The sequence below is a fragment of the Chitinimonas sp. JJ19 genome, from assembly GCF_036961565.1.
GTDB lineage: Bacteria > Pseudomonadota > Gammaproteobacteria > Burkholderiales > Chitinimonadaceae > Chitinimonas.
In genome coordinates, this window is sequence record NZ_JBAMDD010000021.1 from 1 (window position 1) to 18,656 (window position 18,656).

Genomic DNA, 18,656 nt, shown 5'->3' on the forward strand with positions numbered 1-18,656 from the left:
CCGGAGAAAACCGCCGGCTGTTCCACTTCAAGCCCTGCATCGACATTAGCGAGTTACTCACCATGCGGTCTGCGGCCAATCAGACGCCCAATGGCGCTGAGGCTATACCGTTGTTGGGCTAATGGCCTCAATCAATGATGACTAGTGTGCCATGGCTACCCGGTGCTACTGCATGTGGCTGGCCCGCTGGCACTAGGTAAAGCTGGCCGGTACCGACCTCGACGACGGTATCGTCCACACTCAGGCGCATCTGCCCCTCCAGTACCAGTAGCGCCTCTGCGTAGTCATGGGTTTCCGCCGGGTAGGCCATGTCATCCATGCGCAGCACCTTGATATTGGCACCGCCGGCGCGCCCCATGATGCTGGATTGCCATGCCTGTGGCAGGCTGTCTGCACAGCCCAGCAGATTGATCAGATTCATCGGGTTGGGCATCTTGGTTAGCAGTTCTTTCAAGTAGTGTCAGTTCAGCGGTATTTACGCACCAGGCCCACCATTACGCCGAAGATTTCCAGATTGCCCTGTGGCCGTATGGTGGGGTAGGCGGGGTTGGCTGGCTGCAATATGTATTTGCCGGCTTCCTTGGCCAGGGTCTTGAGCGTGAATTCATTGTCGACAATGGCGACGACGATATCGCCTACATTGGCCACATTGCGTCGCTCTATTACTGCCAGATCGCCTGAATGGATGCCGGCATCGATCATGGAGTCGCCCTTGACCGGAATAAGCTGGGTGTGGGAAGGGCGGTTGATCAGGTACTGATCGAGCACGAAGGCGTCGGCACCGACATCGCGTGCAGCGACGGGCATGCCGGCGGGCACGGGCTGGGTGGACAGCGTGCGCTCGAAGAAGCGGTCGGTGGGTACCCAGTCGCCGTCGCTGCTACGCGACAGAAAGCCTTGCAGTTGCAGCCGTGACAGCAGCTTGGAAACGGCCGATTTGCTGGCAAAGCCAAGCAGGCTCATCAGCCGTGCGTAAGACGGAAGGCAACGTTCGTCGGCGTAGTAGTCCTGCATCCGACCGAGATAGTCGAGGTCGCGTTCGAATTCATTCATGGATTTAGCCTTGGAGAACGGATGTTCGCCAACTGTAGAGAACGTACGTTCTCTTGGCAAGTGCTGCGTGATGTCATGGCAAGCGGCTGGCATGTGCTATACCAAAACCAAGGCCCGACGCCGCTTAGAACAATAAAACCAAATCACGATTCCTCGCGCGAACTTTTGCCCGCGCACCGTTCCAAAACCTATGTCGATGCCAGACATGCCTGAACGAGAGGGGTAGCAATGGATATCTTCGCCAACTTCAGCAGCCGTTATGACCGTACCCGCGAGGAGGAAATGAGCCTGCGCGAGTACCTGGAAATGTGCAAGCGCGACCATGCCGCCTATGCCACGGCTGCCGAGCGCATGCTGATGGCCATAGGTGAGCCGGAAATGGTCGACACCCGCAACGACTCGCGTTTGTCGCGCGTGTTCGCCAACAAGATGATACGGGTCTACCCCGCCTTCCGTGAGTTCTACGGCATGGAGGAAGTCATAGAGCAGGTGGTGGCCTATTTCCGCCATGCGGCGCAAGGCTTGGAAGAGCGCAAGCAGATACTGTATCTGCTGGGGCCGGTGGGGGGCGGCAAGTCTTCCATCGCCGAGAAGCTGAAGGAGTTGATGGAGCGGGTACCGTTCTACTGTATCAAGGGCAGCCCGGTGAACGAGTCGCCGCTGGGTTTGTTCAATGAGGCTGAAGACGGCCCCATTCTGGAGGAGCAGTACGGCATACCGCGCCGCTATATCAAGTGCATACCCAGCCCATGGGCGGTAAAGCGGCTACAGGAATTCAATGGCGATGTGGACCAGTTCCGCGTGGTCAAGCGTTACCCCTCGGTACTCAAGCAGATCGCCGTGGCCAAGACCGAGCCGGGGGATGAGAACAATCAGGACATTTCCTCGCTGACCGGCAAGGTGGATATCCGCAAGCTGGAGAAGTATGCGCAGGATGACCCCGATGCCTACAGCTACTCGGGTGGCCTGTGCCTGGCCAACCAGGGCCTGCTGGAGTTCGTGGAAATGTTCAAGGCACCCATCAAGGTGCTGCACCCCTTGCTGACGGCTACCCAGGAGGGCAATTTCAAGGGCACTGAGGGTTTTGGGGCGATACCGTTTGACGGCATAGTGCTGGCCCACTCCAATGAATCGGAGTGGAAGCAGTTCAAGAACAACAAGAACAACGAGGCATTCCTTGATCGTATCTATATCGTCAAGGTGCCTTACTGCCTCCGTGTCAGCGAAGAGGTGAAGATCTACGAGAAGCTGGTGCGCAACTCCTCATTGCACAATTCGCCTTGCGCCCCTGGCACGCTCAAGATGATGTCGCAGTTTTCAATCCTCTCCCGCCTCAAGGATCCGGAGAACTCCAGCGTCTTTTCCAAGATGCAGGTGTACGACGGCGAGAACCTCAAGGATACCGATCCCAAGGCCAAATCCATTCAGGAGTATCGCGACTTTGCCGGGGTGGATGAGGGGATGGATGGGCTCTCGACCCGCTGGGCCTTCAAGATACTGTCCAAGGTATTCAATTTCGATCACTCCGAGGTGGCGGCCAACCCGGTGCATCTGCTGTATGTGCTGGAGCAGCAGGTGGAGCGCGAACAGTTTGCGCCGGAGACCGAGCAGAAGTACCTGGCCTATATCAAGGAATACCTGGCCGGGCGCTATGTGGAGTTCATAGGTAAGGAGATCCAGACTGCGTACTTGGAGAGCTACTCGGAGTATGGCCAGAATATCTTCGACCGCTATGTGACCTTTGCCGATTTCTGGATACAGGATCAGGAATACCGTGACCCGGATACCGGTGAGAGTTTTGACCGCAATGCGCTCAACAATGAGCTGGAGAAGATAGAGAAGCCTGCCGGTATCAGCAACCCCAAGGACTTCCGCAACGAGATCGTCAATTTCGTACTGCGGGCCAGGGCGAACAACGGTGGTAAGAACCCGACCTGGACCAGCTACGAGAAGCTGCGGGCCGTGATCGAGAAGAAGATGTTCTCGAACACCGAGGAGCTGCTGCCGGTGATCTCGTTCAATGCCAAGGGCAGCAACGAGGATGCCAAGAAGCATGAGGACTTCGTCAATCGCATGGTGGCCAAGGGCTATACCGCCAAACAGGTGCGCCTGCTGTGCGATTGGTATCTGCGTGTAAGGAAGTCTTCCTGATGCGGTGAGGTGCAAAGGGCGAGGCGGGCGTAATCCCCGCCTTGGCATTGCAACCCCGCCAGGAGGGAGCACGGTATGGTTCACCTGATAGATCGAAGACTCAATGGCAAGAACAAGTCTGCCATCAACCGGGAGCGCTTCTTGCGGCGCTTCAAGGGGCAGATCAAGGAAGCGGTGACGCGGGCGGTCAAGGGACGCTCCATCACGGATATCGACAGCGGCGAGAAGGTATCCATCCCGGTCAAGGATGTATCGGAACCGGTATTCGGCCATGCCCGAGGCGGGGTATGGGAGACGGTACACCCCGGCAACAAGGAGTACCTGCAGGGCGACCATATAGACCGGCCGGAAGAGGGCGGTGGTGGCGGTGGTTCGGGCAAGGCTTCGCAGGATGGCGAGGGCGAAGATGATTTTGTCTTTGAACTGAGCCGTGAGGAGTTTCTCAACTTCTTCTTCGATGACCTGGAACTACCCAACCTGGTCAAGACCCAGTTGACCGCCACCCAGGCGTTCAAGAACGTACGGGCGGGCTACAGTACCGACGGTACGCCTTCCAATATTGATGTGGTGCGTTCACTCAAAGGGGCGCTGGGCCGGCGTATTGCTCTGACCGCGGGGCCCATGGCCAGGCTCAATGAGGCGCGGGAAGAGCTGGATGTCTTGCTGGAGCGCAGCGACGAGGACGACCCGGCGGTGCGCGCCCTTCGCGAGGAAATCCACTCGCTCAAGACCCGCATCATCGGCATTCCCTTTATCGACCCGTTTGACTTGCGTTACAGCAACCGGGTGAAGCAACCGCGGCCGCATACCCAGGCGGTGATGTTCTGTGTGATGGACGTATCGGGCTCGATGGACGAGCAAAAGAAGGATACGGCCAAGCGCTTCTTCATCCTGTTGTATCTCTTCCTGACCCGTGCCTACGAGAAGATAGAGGTGGTGTTTGTGCGCCACCACACCCAGGCGCAGGAAGTGAACGAGCATGATTTCTTCCATGCCCGCGATACGGGCGGCACGGTGGTCAGCTCGGCGCTCAAGCTGGTGGACCAGATCATTACCGAGCGCTATCCCACCAACGACTGGAATATCTATGTCGCCCAGGCCAGCGATGGTGACAACTGGGATAGCGATTCGCTGGTATGCAAGGATTTGCTGCTGGGGCACATCCTGCCCATGGTGCAGTACTACGCCTATATCGAAATTACGGAGGGTGAGCCGCAGAACCTGTGGATGGAGTACGAAAAGGTAAGAGATGCGTGCGCGCAGTTTGCCATGCGCAAGATCCAGTCACCGGCGGATATCTACCCGGTGTTTCGCGACCTGTTCAAGAAGAATACGGCGGCCGCATGACTGATACCATAGCCTCTCCCAGCAGTGCCAAGCGCAAACGCGCCAAGCGGCCCAAGGGGCCGCTGTCCACCGGATCGGAATGGACTTTCGAGCTGATAGACAAGTACCACAACGAGATACGCCGGGTGGCGGAGGACTTCGAGCTGGATACCTACCCTAACCAGCTGGAAATCATCACGGCCGAGCAAATGATGGATGCCTATGCTTCGGTTGGTATGCCGGTGATGTATCACCACTGGAGTTACGGCAAACACTTCCTGCAGACCGAGAAAGGCTACAAGCGGGGCCAGATGGGGTTGGCCTACGAGATCGTCATCAACTCCAATCCTTGCATCTCCTATCTGATGGAGGAGAACTCCATCACCATGCAGGCCCTGGTGATTGCCCATGCAGCCTTTGGCCACAACAGTTTCTTCAAGGGTAACTACCTGTTCCGGGCCTGGACCGACGCCAGTGCCATCATCGATTACCTGGTGTTTGCCCGGCACTATATCCGCCAGTGCGAGGAGCGCTATGGCGTGGATGCGGTGGAAGAGCTGCTGGACAGTTGCCACGCCCTGATGAACTACGGGGTGGACCGGTACAAGCGGCCGCCCAAGCTATCGGTGGAAGAAGAGCGTATACGCCAGAGCGAGCGTGAGTCGTATCTGCAGAGCCAGGTGAATGATCTGTGGCGTACCTTGCCGCGCCGGGCAGAAGAGGCCGAGAAGACCGAGCAGCGGCGCTTCCCGCCGGAGCCACAAGAGAACCTGCTGTACTTTATCGAGAAGTACGCCCCCTTGCTGGAGCCCTGGCAGCGTGAAGTGGTGCGCATCGTGCGCAAGGTGGCGCAGTATTTCTATCCGCAGCGGCAGACCCAGGTCATGAACGAGGGCTGGGCCACCTTCTGGCATTACACCATCATGAACCGGCTATACGATGAAGGCCTGCTCAGCGATGGCGCCATCATGGAGTTCCTGCACTCGCATACCAATGTGGTCTACCAGCCACCGGTGACCAGCCGTTACTACTCGGGCATCAATCCCTATGCGCTGGGGTTTGCCATGTACACCGATATCAAGCGTATCTGCGAGCACCCCACCGAGGAAGACAGGCATTGGTTCCCCGACCTAGCCGGGACTGCATGGCGCCCCGCGCTGGAGTTCGCCATGAAGAACTTCAAGGATGAGAGCTTTATCGCGCAATACCTCTCGCCCAAGCTGATACGCGACTTCCGCCTGTTTGCGGTGAAGGACGATGACCAGGAGGCACAGCTGGAAGTCAGCGCCATTCACAACGAGGACGGTTATCGCGATATACGGCGCAAGCTGGCCGATCAGTACAACCTGGGTAATCGCGAGCCGAATATCCAGGTGTGGGAAGTCAATGTACGGGGCGACCGTGCGCTGACGCTGCGGCATGTGCAGAACCACCGTCGGCCCTTGGCCAATACGGTACACGAGGTACTCAAGCATATCGCCAGGCTGTGGGGTTTTTCGGTGAAGCTGGAAAGCTGCGACCCCGAGGGCAAGGTGATACTGACCTATGAGTGCAAGCTGGAGAAACGCCACGGGGGATAAAGCCGCCCACTAAGCGTTGCAACAAAGTCTAGGGGTTGTGTTGGGGAGGAAGTCTGACCGCCTTGTGCGAGCAGCTGATGCTAGGTGCAGCACCCCGGCGAGACGCCTCGTCAGCCACAGTCTGGCAGGGGGCGGGCAGGGGGCCAGTCTGATCTACCCAGGATGTAGCACGGGTAACGGTATAATCAGTCGCTTTTGCGCCGCCAGCTGATGGGTCATGCTGCATTGCCACCCCGTTCGCTGATCACGGTCGCTGTGCGACATACCCTTAGACAGATACTTCTCGATGACTAATCCCTACGCTGCACCCAAGGCCCTGATCACCGATTCGATAGCCACAGATTCGATAGACTATGAACGCATGGATGCGGTTGCTTCCGGACAGCGTATCCTGATCTACACGTTTATCGCTGCCCTATTGTCGGGAGGGTTACGCGCACAAGTGGATCCTGTCCTGTCGTTGGTAGTGGTGCTGGCGATTGCGGCCGTCTCGATCTATGGCGCAGTCCGCGTGGATAAAGGCCTGGGTGGCTCGCTGTTCTCCAGAATTGTCTACGCGATTGCCATGCTACTTCCTCTTGTCAGTTTGATCATCATGATTACCTTAAGCATGCGGGCGACAAAGGCGCTGAGGGCGGCAGGCTATCAAGTCGGCCTGCTTGGGGCGAAAAAGCGTAGCTAGGGCGAACAGCCTCATCCTGCCTGCCTAGTCAGGCACTGCGGCGGGGTGGACGCTACCGTTGCCTGTCTGAATCCGGAGTCACCATGATGGACATCATCACCTCCCCCTTGGCTAACTGGCCTGCAACAGCAGTGCATGCACTGATACAAGAGGTGTATGCCTCGTCGGATGCCATGAGCGAGGCATTTGAGGATAAATTTCCGGACATCGAGGCCTTTGTACAGCAGCGGCAGGGATGGCTGGCCATGCCGGGCGCCGTGGCGCTGGTAGCCCATGAAGCGGATACCCTGCTGGGCTACATACTGTTGATGCCCCGGCGGCAAGCCAGGCTGAGCCATACGGCAGACCTGACTATGGGCGTGCATCCCGCTGCGCGCGGCAAGGGCGTGGGCAGGCAGCTGCTGGAGGGGGCCTTGCAGGCAGCACGAGCACAGGGCTTGCTGGAGATCGCCTACCTCATGGTACGGGCCGACAATACCGCTGCAGTGAAGCTCTACGAAGCCGCCGGCTTTACCCGCCTGGCGCTGCTGGAGCGGGATACGCGGCGTGATGGCCGCTATTACGATGGCTTGCTGATGCGGCATTGGCTACGGCCGCCAAGCGATGGCGCCTCGCGCTGAAAATACGGCTTCTTATCAAGGATTTAGTGGCCTGACCCGCGCCAGGCCAGATCAGATGGCGGGATGCGCCGTCAACTGTCATCGCCTTGCTGAATGCGCCAGAGGCTTCGGCTATACTGCGCCCCTTTTCACACTTATGCTGCGAAGCCGGTCCGGTCAATACCGGACGGCTTGGCTAGCCGCTTTTCTTGGAGCATTACATGCGGACCCGGTACCTATCGTGTGGCGCCATCGCCCTTATGTCGTCGTTGTCGCTGCAGGCTGCCGAGCCGCCGATGGCGGAACGGGAGCAACTGAACGCCGTGGTGTGGTACCAGGCTGCAGCGGAATCGCAGGCCAATGGCGAACAGACCTACCGTGCGGCCACAGACCAATTGGCCCGGCTCAAGCGCAACAAGGCCATCACCGCCCTGCCTGAACAACTGGCGGTAGCCGGTTACAAGCGCTTGCCGCCAGCGGTGATAGTGGATATCGACGAGACCGTACTCGACAACAGCCCTTACAACGCCTGGCAGGTTGCCAGCGGGCTGCCGTATTCCGAACCGTCGTGGGATGCCTGGGTGGCTGAGCGCAAGGCCACTGCCGTGCCCGGCGCCAAGGCATTCATCAGCGCCGCCCGCCGCATGGGCTTCAAGGTGCTGTACGTGACCAACCGCAACTGCGAGAAGCAGGGCGGCTACGATGCACAGGGCTGGGCCAAGACCTGCCCGCAACTGCAGGCTACCCTGGACAACCTGGAAGCGGAGCTGGGCTACCGGCCCGACAATGCCGACATGCTGCTCAAGTACCAGCGCGCCGAATGGGATGGCAAGGGCGTGCGCCGACAGCTACTGGCCAATCGCTATCGTATCGCCATGCTGGTGGGCGACGACCTGAATGACTTTGTCGACCGCAATACTTACCAGCCCGAACAGCATGCCGCCAACTGGGGCCGCAGCTGGTTTGTGCTGAGCAACCCCATGTATGGCTCGTCGCTCCGTGCATTGGGTAACAACCTGAGCAAGCGCTATGGCTCGTTGAAGCCTTGGCAGTGGGCACCGGCGAAGGTGGCTGAGCCGGCGGTGGTGAATCCCTAATTATTGCGTGGCTTGATGGGCAACTAAATGAAGGGCTCCCGTAATCATGCGCTTGCAGCGTTGCGGGAGGCCCTTGGTAGACGCGAGCGGGCTTGTTGACTGGCGTGCCTGATGTTGCGGGCTAGCGTGGTGGATAGGGCTATTCGGGTCATGCTGCGCGAGCGGAAGTTTCTCCTGCGGTCTTGCTAACAAGCTGCATGGCTTGCCCCAGACAATATCTGCCGAACCAGGAAGAGGCCAGCAACGCCGGCCTTATCCCTACTACAGCTGCCCACTCTCCTTGATCGCCAAATAGCGATCCACCAAGGAGGCTGCCAGTCTTTGCGGCGTCACATCGATCAGGCTGTGGGCGGGCATGCGCAGGCGCTTGATGGCTTCGCGCCGCTCGGCCAGGTAGTGCTCGGTGGCTGCCAGCCTGAGTGCACCGTTGAAATCCTGCACGGTGGCGGCCTGGGTGTCGTCCAGCGAAGCTTCGCGCAGGCTGGCACACAAGACCAGGTGCTTGCCCGAAAGCAGGCGGTGTGCCTCGCGCATGGCGTTGTCGTCTTCGTCGCGTAGGTTGGTGATCAGTACCACGAAGGCGCGTTTCTTCAGCCTGTCCAGCAGGCGTTGTGCGGCCTGCAGGTAGTCGGGGGCCACTTCGCCGGCATGCAGGTCGTACACCCCCGAAATCAGCCTATCCAGCCCACCACGGCCCTTCTGTGGGGCCATCCAGCGCTCCTCCTGGCCAAAGCTCATCAGGCCGATGGCGTCGCCCTGTTTTTGGGCCACCCATGATAGGGTCAGCACGGCATTGAGGGCGTGGTCGAAGTGCGAGGTGTCGCCGTCGCGGGCCAGCATGCGACGGCCGCTGTCGAGCAGAAAGACCACCTGCTGGTCGCGTTCCTCCTGGTATTCCCGGCTGATGGGTTTGAGCTGGCGGGCGGTGGCCTTCCAGTCTATGGCGCGCATGCTGTCGCCTTGGCGGTATTCGCGTAGCTGGCGGAAATCGGTGCCTTCGCCGCGCCGCCGTTTGCGTATGCTGCCCAACTGGGGGAGGCGCTGGTCGGTAGCGGTCAGGGTGTGGCCCATGATCTTGGAAAAATCAGGGAAGACCTTGATGGTGCTGGCTTCGCCCAGGCGCAGGCGACGCAGCCATAGCGACAGCGGTGAGTTAAGCTGCACATGGGCCGGCGCAAACTGCGCCTCGCCGCGTTCCGGCGCACGCAGTTGGTAGACGAAGCGAACAAACCGGCCTGCCCGCAAACGGGTGGGGTGGGGCAGGCCCACTAGTTCCCAGCCGGCGGGGTAGCCGTCGAACAGGGTCAGCCGGGCGCTGCGGCCGCCTTCGTGGTGCAGTACCAGGGCGACCTCGCCCCAATGGCCTACCGGCCAGATGGGCTTGGTCAGCCGCTCCAGCCGCAGCTGGGGTGGGCGCCAGCCCAGGATGGCGTCGAGCAGTGCCGCCAGGCCAAGGGCGCCGCCGGATATCCACCAGACCAGCGCCAGTTGTGGCCACGGACCAGCCGCCAGGCCCAGCGCGGCCCAGCCTATGACCAGCCAGATCAATAGACGGCTGGGTGTCATGCGCGGGGGGCGGGTGTTTGTTCCAACAGGCTCGCCAGCAACTGGTCGGCGCTCAGGCCCTCCAGTTCGCTTTCGGGCGCCAGCGCAACGCGATGCCGCAATACCGGCAGGGCTGCGGTCTTCACATCGTCGGGGGTGACAAAGTCACGGCCGGCCATGACGGCCATGGCGCGCGCCACCCGTATCAGCGCGATGCTGCCACGCGGGCCGGCGCCAATGGCGAGGCCGGGCCAGTCGCGGCTGGCACGCACGATGCGCACGGCGTATTCGGCGACGGCATCATCCACGCGTATCTGCGCTACCAACTGCTGCAGGGCCACTACCGTGTCGGCCTTGATCAGGGTGGCGACATTGGCCACGTCGAGGCTATCACCCAAGCGGCCCTGGGTGACGGCGCGCAACATGGTCAGTTCTTCGGTCTCGCTAGGGTAGGCGATCAGGATCTTGATCAGGAAGCGGTCCAGCTGGGCTTCCGGCAGCGGGTAGGTACCTTCCTGCTCCAGCGGGTTCTGGGTAGCCAGTACCATAAAGGGGGCCGCTAAGGTATGCGATTCGCCTTCGATGGTGACCTGGCGTTCCTGCATGACTTCCAGCAGGGCTGACTGGGTCTTGGCCGGGGCGCGGTTGATTTCATCGGCCAGCAGCAGGCTGGTAAACACCGGGCCGCGACGTATGCTGAAGGACTGGTTCTTCAGATCGAATACGGCATGGCCCATGACGTCGGCCGGCATCAGGTCGGGGGTGAACTGGATGCGCGAGAAGTCGCCGGAAAAGGTCTTGGCCAGTGCGCGCACCAGCAGGGTCTTGCCCAGGCCGGGTACGCCTTCCAGCAGCACATGGCCACCGGCGAGGAAGCAGGCCAGGATCTGGTCTACAACGGCCTGCTGGCCGATCACGGCATGGCTGATCTCCTCGCGGAGGCGGCGGACGATCTCGACGGCCTGGGTGAAACGGTCGGATGCGGGGGCGCTATCGCTCATGGCTGGTTCTCAAGGTTTGCAGGGTTTGAATTTGTCGGAAGAAATCCATGGGATGGTTGGCCGGGGCCTTGTGCAGGGCCAGGTCCACCAGTTCCAATGGCAGTTTATGGCGCTCGGCCAGTTGCTGGGCCAGCGCATCGGGCTGTAGCCGCTGCAGATCGGGCGAGCGGCGCAGCAACTGGGCCAGCGTGGCGTTGCGCATGGCCTGCAGCAGGGTGATGCGGCCATTGCGAGCGTGCCATAGCCAACGGCCACTGGCGTCGATATGTTCCATCAGCGCACGGCGGTCGGTCTGTGGGTCGGGCAGCAGCGGGCCAAAGCGCATGACGGCAGACCACAGCCATAGCAGTAGGGCCAGCCCCAGGCTGATCAGGCCCAGCGGCACATAGGCCCACAGGGCTTCCTGCCAGGTGGGCATGTCCAGGCCCTGCACGATCCATAACGGCTTGTCAGCGTTGCCTAGACCGGCCAGCGCCACCAACAATTCGCCATGATCAGCCTCACGCAGGTTGTCGTTGGCAAACGGCATATGGCTGAGCAAGATCACTTGCCCCTTGCCGTGGCGGTAGGCCCGTATATGTTCGCCATCGGTATCGCCCCATTCGGGCTCGGGGGCATCACCACCCCAATCCAGGTAGCCACCCTGGCGGGCCATGCGCAGTGGGTAGGGCAGGCCGGGCAGCTGCAGCTCCACCATATTGTGGGGCAGCTTGGTTTTAGGCGCAGCGGGCGGTGCGGGGGTGGGTGCTTCAACCACCTCTGGGACGGGCTCGGTATCGTCCGTTGCAGGCTCAGCGGTGTCAGCCGTCGCCTCGGGTGGTGAGGCAGCATCATCGGCTAGGGTCGGCTCGCCGGTTTCGCCATCATCGCTAGGGGCGGCCTCGGCTGGCGTCTCCGCTGTCGTCTCGGGTGCGCTGTCTGCCTCGGCGGGCTCGTCTACCTGGGCGGTGTCTTCATCGTCGCTATCGGTGAATTCCAGCCAGGTATCAAACTGCGTGCTCAGCGGGGCGACCTCGCTGGCATTGGCTTCGGAGTTGGCCCGTGTGTCCGCCGTATTGATCAGCACTCCACCCTTGGCCACCCAGGCCAACAGTTGTTCGGCCTGTGCGGGCGTCATCACGTTGACGTTGTTGGCCACCAGGATGACGCCAGCGTCCGGCGTCCCGCGCAGGGCGCCGGTCAGGGTGTTGTGTATTACTACTTTCTGGCCCCGGGCGGCAAGCAGGCGCTCTGCGGCCAGCATGGGGTTGCTGAGGGCGGCTTCGCTGCGGTAGGGGCTGCTCTGCCAGGTGCGTTCCATATAATGGAACCAGGCCCAGACGCTGACGGCGCCAAGCAGCAGCGACATTATGGTCAGCAAGACCTGATTGCGTTGTGGGGCGTTCATGCGGCACCGCCAAATACTTGTTGCCAGCGGCTGCAGCTGCTATCGAGCGCGGCATCGGATGGCCATTGCTGCGCATAGGCGGCAGCCAGCCAGATACGGGTGATGTCCTGGGTCAGCGCCAGGGTATCGGCTGGTAGTTCGCCTTGCTGATGGGCTTGCTGCGCCAGTCTGACGCAGTCGCCCTCGGTGGCGCCTTGGGTCAGTGCTAGTGCGTACTGGTGTACTAAGCGCGACAAGGTGGCACGGTAGAGCAGGCCCAGCGCGTTGCGTTGCTGTCCTTCTGCCCACAGTTTCCTGACGGCGGTGGGGATGTCATCCGGCAGTGATTCCGGCCGTATGTCCATACCGGCTACCTCGCCAGGTAGCTTGCGGGTCTCCGCCTGCTGGAAGGCGCCGGCTATGCGGTCTCGGTAGCGGTAGAGCAGCCAGGCGACCAGGGCGATGGCACCAAGGATAAGCAGGGCCTTGGTCAGGTCGGCCACCCAATCGGGCACCTTGTCCTGGCGCTTGTTCTTGTCCTCGTCGTCCTTGTCTTCCTTTTCGGGTTCCTTGGGCGTCTTGTTCTTGGCCGTCCAGGTCTGCACGCAGCGGTAGCCGCGCAGGTCGTCGTGGGCATAGACCTTGTCCAGTTCTGCCCGTACCGCCTTTTGCTCGGCGGATTGCGCGGGCGTGCGCTGCCTGGCGATCAGGTCGGCCTCCACCTGATTGCTTTCGGGTGGTTCGCACTGCGGCGCAGCCTGCACGGCCTGGGGCAGGATGAGCATGACCGCCAGCAGGACGGCCAGGGTATGGCCTACCGTGGGCAGCTTGAGCGATTTGCTGCCCTGGCGCTCCTGTGCCAGGCGGCGCAGGATGATTTCGATATCCCAGGCTTCGAGTTCGGCACGGCGGTTCAGGTAGAGCGTGAAGCAACAGGCCGTATAGATGGGCGCCATGATGCCGGCCCCGATGGCGAGGCTGGCCAGGAGCAGCATAAATACCGGCTGACTCCGGCCGATTTCCTGATCGAACAGCATCCACAGTGGGTTCATGGCATCGGGCGAGGCGGTAAACAGGCCGATCAGCGAGATCAGGCCTATCTGCAGCACCGCCTCGAAATGAAAGCAGGCGAAGCCAAACCAGAAGGCGGCAGTACCGGCGCCATCACGGCCCAGTACGCGCCGGCGATCAGCGGCAAAGCGGCCACGGGCCTGCTCCAATTGCCAGATGGGTTGGTACAGGCCACGGCCCGGCATAAAGGGGCGCCACCAGGTCAGCACGCGGAACCAGCCCCCCCCCAACTCCTTGGGCCAGGCGCGCAGGGCCTGCCACCAGCTTAATTGCTGGCCGAATACGGCACGCGACAGCACCAGAACGATGACGCGTTCCAGCAGGGGACGTAGCCACAAGGGGATGGCCAGAAAGAAAAAGGCCCAATCCCGGTACTGCCAGGCCAGCAGGCCGCAGAGCAGGATCAGGGGCAGCCATAAGGTCAGCCAGGTGGTATAGCAGGTGAAATACGATTGCCGGAGCAGTGCCACGCCCAGGTCCAGCGCCTGGCTGTGCGAGCGGGGACGCAGATCGAGTTGCAGTCGATCAAGCCGCATGCTGCCCCCGTCCGGCAAACACGAAGAAGCCGATGACCATGGCCCAGCAGGCGCCGCCGACGATGAACTTGGTCATGGGGGGAATCAGGCTGGAGGCCGACCAGAAACCCTCGAAAAAGGCGGCCAGGACCGTCAGCAGGGCGGCGCCCACCAGTACCGGGAAAATATGCCGGCTGGCGCTGATCAGTGCGTGGCGGCGGCTCAGGCGGCCTGGGCGTAGCAGGGTCAGGCCCAGCCGCAGGCCGGCCACGCCCGATAGCAGCAGACCGGTGATCTCAAAGCTGGCATGGGTAATGACAAAGGACCAGAACACCTCGGCTACCGCCGGGTCGCGGCTGAGCCAGGCGGCGATCACGCCAAAGTGCATGCCATTGAATACCAGGCTGAACAGCGCGGGTATGCCGCCGAACAGGCCGCCGGCAAAGGTACGGAAGCAGATGGAGACGTTGTTCCAGATATAGAAGCCGAACATCATCACATCGTCGTCGCTGCCATCGCGGCCGATGTGCTCCTTGCTTGGGCTATACATGGACTCGTAGCGGGTCAGCTCTTGCCAGTCCATCCAGCTATAGGCCCAATGCGGCTGAAACCAGACCAGCAAGCCTACCGCTGCGGCAACACCCCAGAAGGCCAGGCAGACCAGCAGCAGCAGCCGCCATTCCTGCCGCACGCGGCGGGGGAACTCCACGCCCAGCCAGCGGCGCAGGGTCATGGGCCGCTCCAGCGGTGTGCCATAGAGTTTGCGATGCATGGCCAGTACCAGGCCATGCAGATGTTCGGTCAGCAAGGGCGAGTAGCCGCGTTGTCTGGCCAGTGCCATGCTCTGGCAGAGCTGCCGGTAAAGCGCAGGCAGCTGGGTTTCGTTGCTGGGCTGCTTGTCAGCCAGCAGGGTGGCCACACGCTGCCATAAGGCCTCGTGCTGGGCTTCGAACAGGGCCTGCTTCATCGGGTCAATCCAGCAACATAGGCGCGCAGTCGGGCCAGAGAGGCTTCGCCGCGCAGGCCGGTCAGGGGCTCTGCCAGGTCGGCCAGCTCAAGGCAGCGCGAAGGCGGCAAGTGCTCGGCACGCTCGACCAGGTCGATCAGGGCGCGTTGTTGTTCGGGTGTCAGGGGGAAGGGCAGCGGATGCGCCTCACCAGACTGCGCAGCCTTGCGGGCGCGGGTCTTGGGGCTGTAGATCACCAGCGTACCGGCAACCAGATCGCCGAGGCGGCGGAACCGGTGGTCAAACAGCATGCAGAGCAGGCCGGTGGCATACATCATGGGCAGGAAGTCGGCGACCAGCAGCAGGTTGCGCAGCGAGGATTCGCGCCAGCCTACCGGCAGGCCGTCTTCGCGCACGACTTCCAGCCCCATCCAGCGCTTGCCCAGGGTTTTGCCGCCTGCATAGACTTCGCACAGTATGGGGTAGCCCCAGTAGCTGAGGAACAGCACCACCAGGAACAAGCCTTCGCCCAGATTGCTATCGCCCATGGCAAACCGCGTGGCGATGGCAATCACGATCACCGCGATCAGCCACAGCACGAAATCAATCGTCCAGGCGAAAGCACGCCTGACAGGCCCGGCAGGCGTGAGCGAAAGGCGTATGCCCTCTGGTGTCAGCAGGGCAAGACGCCCATCCAGCATCAGGCTTGTACTACCTTGGTATCAGCGATGTTGTCGTGCAGGCACAGACGGTTTTCGCGGAAAATCATCAGCGGGTCCAGCAGGCTGAACAGGCCACCAACCAGTGGGATGGCACCGATGAGGGCGGGCACCAACCAGCGCAGTGCTATTAGTCGGCCAATACCGCAATGGCTGCCATCGGTGCGCACAATGCGAACCTTCATGGCGCGCTTGCCTATGGTCTGGCCCTGGCGATGCAACATCATCAGTTGGTAGATCACCAGGCCAATGACGGCCAGGCCGGAAAGGGCGCCAGCGATACCAGCCACAGCACCTGTGCCGTCGCCAACCGCAAATGCCAAGCCAAAAGGCAGCATGCAGGCCAGAACGGCAAAACCATCAATGAGGACGGCGATAAGGCGGGCGCCGCGGTCAGCCAGAACCTGCTGGCCAGCTGGGGTGTCCAAAGCAACCGTGCTGGCTGCATACGGATTCGATTGATCCATTACTTCCTCCCTGGTTAGGTAGATGTTGTCCAGCATCATTGCAGACAACCCCCATTCTAGCCGGGCAGCAGCAAAAAATGACAGTGGCAAGATTTAGCCTTGACTTAATACATTTTGCAGGTAACGGCGCAATCTTTCCAGGCCGCTGATGGCGGGAGCGGCGCGCAGGGGCTCGGTCAGGCGTACACGGCTGGGGTGCATGGCTTGCAGCAGCAGCGGTTCGTCTTCCTCTATCCAGTAGCGTTGGCCCGCAGCCAGCACCACATCGGCACCGTCGGCGGTGAACCAGACGGTGCCGCTCTCCACCCACAGGCAGTCGCCACGGCGGGCGGGCAGGGTCAATAGGGTATCAGTTGGTAAGGTATGGTGTTGCGACATAGTGGTTCTCCGGTTTCACCCGGCCTTTGCCAGGTGAGGCCAGCGTACGCCGCCAGGGCAAGTCTTTTTAGAGCCAGACTGTGCTGGTTTTTGCCGTGTCAGTGCCGGGTAGGCACCAACTGTCATGGTGCATTTCGGTGGCAACTGTTTCTTGGCGGTTGGGATGCTGCGGTGCAATATGCTTTTCCACCATCCAAGGATGCGCGCCATGTCCAACGAGCGAGTCGCAACCCTCTATGTCGCTCTGGCAGACGAAATTGCTGCGCAGATGGCGACGGGCACCCTGCGTGCCGGTGACAAGCTCCCCAGCCTGCGGGAACTGCGCGACAAGCGTGGCGTCAGCCTGTCCACCGTTACCGAGGCTTTTCGCCTGCTGGAAGACCGGGGGCTGATCGAAGCAAGGCCACAGTCCGGCTTTTTTGTGCGGCACAAGCTGGTCGAGCCACCACCCACCTCGCGCCCCTCTACCGAACCTGCCGCCGTGACGGTCAACCGGCGCTTGTGGGACTACCTGCAACTGACGCGCGGCAAGCAGCATGGCTTTTGTTATGCGGTGATGGCCCCGGAGTGCTTTCCCAACAGCCAGTTGCAGAAGCTGATGAACGAGGCCTTGCGGCAGTCACCCACCTTGCTGTCGGAGTACGGTGGTACCCGAGGGTTGGAAGTGCTACGGCGCCAGGTGGCAAGGCATGCCATGGAGTGGGGTGGGCGGCTCAGCGCCGACGACGTGCAGATCACGGCGGGCGGCATAGAGGCGCTCAATCTGGCGCTGCGAGCCACCACCCAGCCGGGTGATGTGGTGGCGGTGGAGTCACCCACCTATTTTGGCTTACTGCAGTTGTTCGAGTCCATGGGGCTCAAGGCGCTGGAGATACCCACCGATCCCGAGCATGGCATCTCCCTGCCGGCGCTGGAGCTGGCGACTCGTGATGGCGGTGTGGCGGCCTGCGTGCTGATGCCCAACTTCAGCAACCCCACCGGCAGCCTGATGAGCGATACGGCCAAGCAGCAGTTGGTGCGCTTGCTGGCCGAGCGGCAGGTGCCGCTGATTGAGGACGATATCTATGGCGAGTTCTACCAGGGCCGCGAGCGACCGAGGCCAGCCAAGGCCTTTGATGAAACCGGCAATGTGCTGTACGTGGCCAGCTATACCAAGCTGGTGGCGCCCGGCATGCGGGTGGGCTGGATAGCCCCTGGCCGCTATCGCTCAAGGGTGGAGATACTGAAATACATCAATACCTTCTCTACCCCTGCCATTACTCAGGCAACGCTGGCGCGTTTTCTGGAAAGTGGTGGCTACGATCACCATATGCGGCGCTTGCGCAAGCTGTGCAACAACCAGCTGGCCAGGCTGAATGACGGTCTGGACCGGTATTTCCCGGCCGGCACCCGCTGGACCCAGCCCAAGGGCGGCTATCTGTGCTGGGTGGAGCTACCCCAGGGGGCAGACAGCACGGCGTTGCTCAGGCAGTCGGCGGAGGAAGGGATCAGTTTTGCTCCCGGCCCCTTGTTCTCGGCCCGTCATGCCTACCGCAACTACCTGCGCCTGTGCGCGGGCGAGCCGTGGTCGGACCAGGTGGAGGCCAGGCTCAGGCGGCTGGGGGAGCTGGTACACCGGCAGCTGGATGCGGTACCGGCAAGGTTGAGCAGTGATAGCCACGCCTTGTTCGAGCTGGGCTGATACCTGCACTCATAGGTAGGTCAGGCGTCTTGATCCAGCCCGGTGCGGGCATCCAGCACGCAGCGCCAGTAGCGGATACGGCCCTCAAAGGTCTTACCGGCCAGTTGCACATACTCATGGGCCCCGCGCGAGTGCCGTGCCGAGAAGATCAGGCTCTCGGCGCGGGTGACCGAGGTGAACTGCTCCCAGGCGCGAGTCAGGCTCTCGGCGTCAGGGTGCGTCAGTATCAGGGCGCTGATGATGGCGAGGTCGGCATCGGCCTCGCGCCTTAGCATCAGCAAGTCGATAGACAATTGCTTGTTCATTTCGGCCAGCTCACAGACCAGGATATTGAGCTTGGGTATGGCCGCCTCTGGCGTGATGGAGGCTTCTGGTGCTGTCATGGCTGGCGCGGTGTCGACCGCCGCAGTATCGACTGCCGCGGTGTCGACCGCCGCAGCATCGGCTGCCGCAGCATCTGCATAGTGTTCGTGGCGCAT

Annotated in this window: 18 protein-coding genes; 7 read left to right on the forward strand and 11 right to left on the reverse strand. The window is 61.4% G+C overall.

Annotated features, from left to right (window positions below; genetic code table 11):
• Positions 1-127: 127 nt before the first annotated feature.
• Both V7714_RS18960 and V7714_RS18965 read right to left on the reverse strand, forming a co-directional pair.
• Positions 128-454, reverse strand: coding sequence for a cupin domain-containing protein (locus V7714_RS18960; RefSeq protein WP_335711130.1), 327 nt, complete (start codon positions 452-454; stop codon positions 128-130).
• Positions 455-465: 11 nt separating this feature from the next.
• Positions 466-1,053: a LexA family protein gene (locus V7714_RS18965; protein ID WP_335711131.1), complete on the reverse strand. Its 588-nt coding sequence runs from the start codon at positions 1,051-1,053 to the stop codon at positions 466-468.
• A 228-nt stretch (positions 1,054-1,281) separates the two neighbouring features.
• On the opposite strand from V7714_RS18965, the gene V7714_RS18970 reads away from it, so the two are divergent.
• From V7714_RS18970 to V7714_RS18995, 6 genes are all read left to right on the forward strand, one after another.
• Complete coding sequence (locus V7714_RS18970; RefSeq protein ID WP_335711132.1) at positions 1,282-3,204, forward strand: PrkA family serine protein kinase; 1,923 nt, start codon at positions 1,282-1,284, stop codon at positions 3,202-3,204.
• A 75-nt stretch (positions 3,205-3,279) separates the two neighbouring features.
• Entirely contained in the window at positions 3,280-4,551 is a 1,272-nt protein-coding gene (locus tag V7714_RS18975) for a YeaH/YhbH family protein (protein ID WP_335711133.1), read from the forward strand.
• Positions 4,548-6,110: a SpoVR family protein gene (locus V7714_RS18980; protein WP_335711134.1), complete on the forward strand. Its 1,563-nt coding sequence runs from the start codon at positions 4,548-4,550 to the stop codon at positions 6,108-6,110. The genes V7714_RS18975 and V7714_RS18980 overlap by 4 nt, the downstream gene beginning before the upstream one ends.
• A 286-nt stretch (positions 6,111-6,396) precedes the next feature.
• On the forward strand, positions 6,397-6,792 hold the full coding sequence (locus V7714_RS18985; RefSeq protein ID WP_335711135.1) for a hypothetical protein: 396 nt from the start codon (positions 6,397-6,399) through the stop codon (positions 6,790-6,792).
• Between the two features lie 83 nt (positions 6,793-6,875).
• Positions 6,876-7,412, forward strand: a complete 537-nt coding sequence (locus tag V7714_RS18990; protein WP_335711136.1) for a GNAT family N-acetyltransferase — start codon at positions 6,876-6,878, stop codon at positions 7,410-7,412.
• A 200-nt stretch (positions 7,413-7,612) separates the two neighbouring features.
• Positions 7,613-8,488, forward strand: a complete 876-nt coding sequence (locus V7714_RS18995) for a 5'-nucleotidase, lipoprotein e(P4) family (RefSeq protein WP_335711137.1) — start codon at positions 7,613-7,615, stop codon at positions 8,486-8,488.
• Between the two features lie 261 nt (positions 8,489-8,749).
• Here the strand turns inward: V7714_RS18995 and V7714_RS19000 are convergent, their stop codons facing one another.
• From V7714_RS19000 to V7714_RS19035, 8 genes are all read right to left on the reverse strand, one after another.
• Positions 8,750-10,054, reverse strand: coding sequence for a DUF58 domain-containing protein (locus V7714_RS19000; protein ID WP_335711138.1), 1,305 nt, complete (start codon positions 10,052-10,054; stop codon positions 8,750-8,752).
• Positions 10,051-11,034 carry an AAA family ATPase gene (locus tag V7714_RS19005; protein ID WP_335711139.1) on the reverse strand — a complete coding sequence of 328 codons (984 nt, stop codon included), beginning with the start codon at positions 11,032-11,034 and terminating at the stop codon, positions 10,051-10,053. The genes V7714_RS19000 and V7714_RS19005 overlap by 4 nt, the downstream gene beginning before the upstream one ends.
• A complete protein-coding gene (locus tag V7714_RS19010) occupies positions 11,024-12,421 on the reverse strand; it encodes a DUF4350 domain-containing protein (protein WP_335711140.1) in 1,398 nt (465 codons plus the stop codon). The genes V7714_RS19005 and V7714_RS19010 overlap by 11 nt, the downstream gene beginning before the upstream one ends.
• The gene (locus V7714_RS19015; protein WP_335711141.1) at positions 12,418-14,007 is read right to left on the reverse strand and encodes a hypothetical protein; all 1,590 of its coding nucleotides are present in this window, start codon (positions 14,005-14,007) and stop codon (positions 12,418-12,420) included. Before V7714_RS19015 ends, V7714_RS19010 begins: the two co-directional genes overlap by 4 nt.
• On the reverse strand, positions 13,997-14,953 hold the full coding sequence (locus V7714_RS19020) for a stage II sporulation protein M (protein WP_335711142.1): 957 nt from the start codon (positions 14,951-14,953) through the stop codon (positions 13,997-13,999). The genes V7714_RS19015 and V7714_RS19020 overlap by 11 nt, the downstream gene beginning before the upstream one ends.
• Positions 14,950-15,633, reverse strand: a complete 684-nt coding sequence (locus V7714_RS19025; protein WP_335711143.1) for an RDD family protein — start codon at positions 15,631-15,633, stop codon at positions 14,950-14,952. The genes V7714_RS19020 and V7714_RS19025 overlap by 4 nt, the downstream gene beginning before the upstream one ends.
• On the reverse strand, positions 15,633-16,118 hold the full coding sequence (locus V7714_RS19030) for an RDD family protein (RefSeq protein WP_335711144.1): 486 nt from the start codon (positions 16,116-16,118) through the stop codon (positions 15,633-15,635). Before V7714_RS19030 ends, V7714_RS19025 begins: the two co-directional genes overlap by 1 nt.
• 93 nt (positions 16,119-16,211) lie before the next feature.
• Positions 16,212-16,496 (reverse strand): DUF2917 domain-containing protein, encoded by a 285-nt coding sequence (locus tag V7714_RS19035; protein WP_335711145.1) that lies wholly within the window; start codon positions 16,494-16,496, stop codon positions 16,212-16,214.
• Positions 16,497-16,704: 208 nt separating this feature from the next.
• Between V7714_RS19035 and V7714_RS19040 the strand changes: the two genes are divergently transcribed.
• On the forward strand, positions 16,705-18,177 hold the full coding sequence (locus tag V7714_RS19040; RefSeq protein WP_335711146.1) for an aminotransferase-like domain-containing protein: 1,473 nt from the start codon (positions 16,705-16,707) through the stop codon (positions 18,175-18,177).
• Positions 18,178-18,197: 20 nt separating this feature from the next.
• Here the strand turns inward: V7714_RS19040 and V7714_RS19045 are convergent, their stop codons facing one another.
• Positions 18,198-18,656 (reverse strand): hypothetical protein, encoded by a 459-nt coding sequence (locus tag V7714_RS19045; protein WP_335711147.1) that lies wholly within the window; start codon positions 18,654-18,656, stop codon positions 18,198-18,200.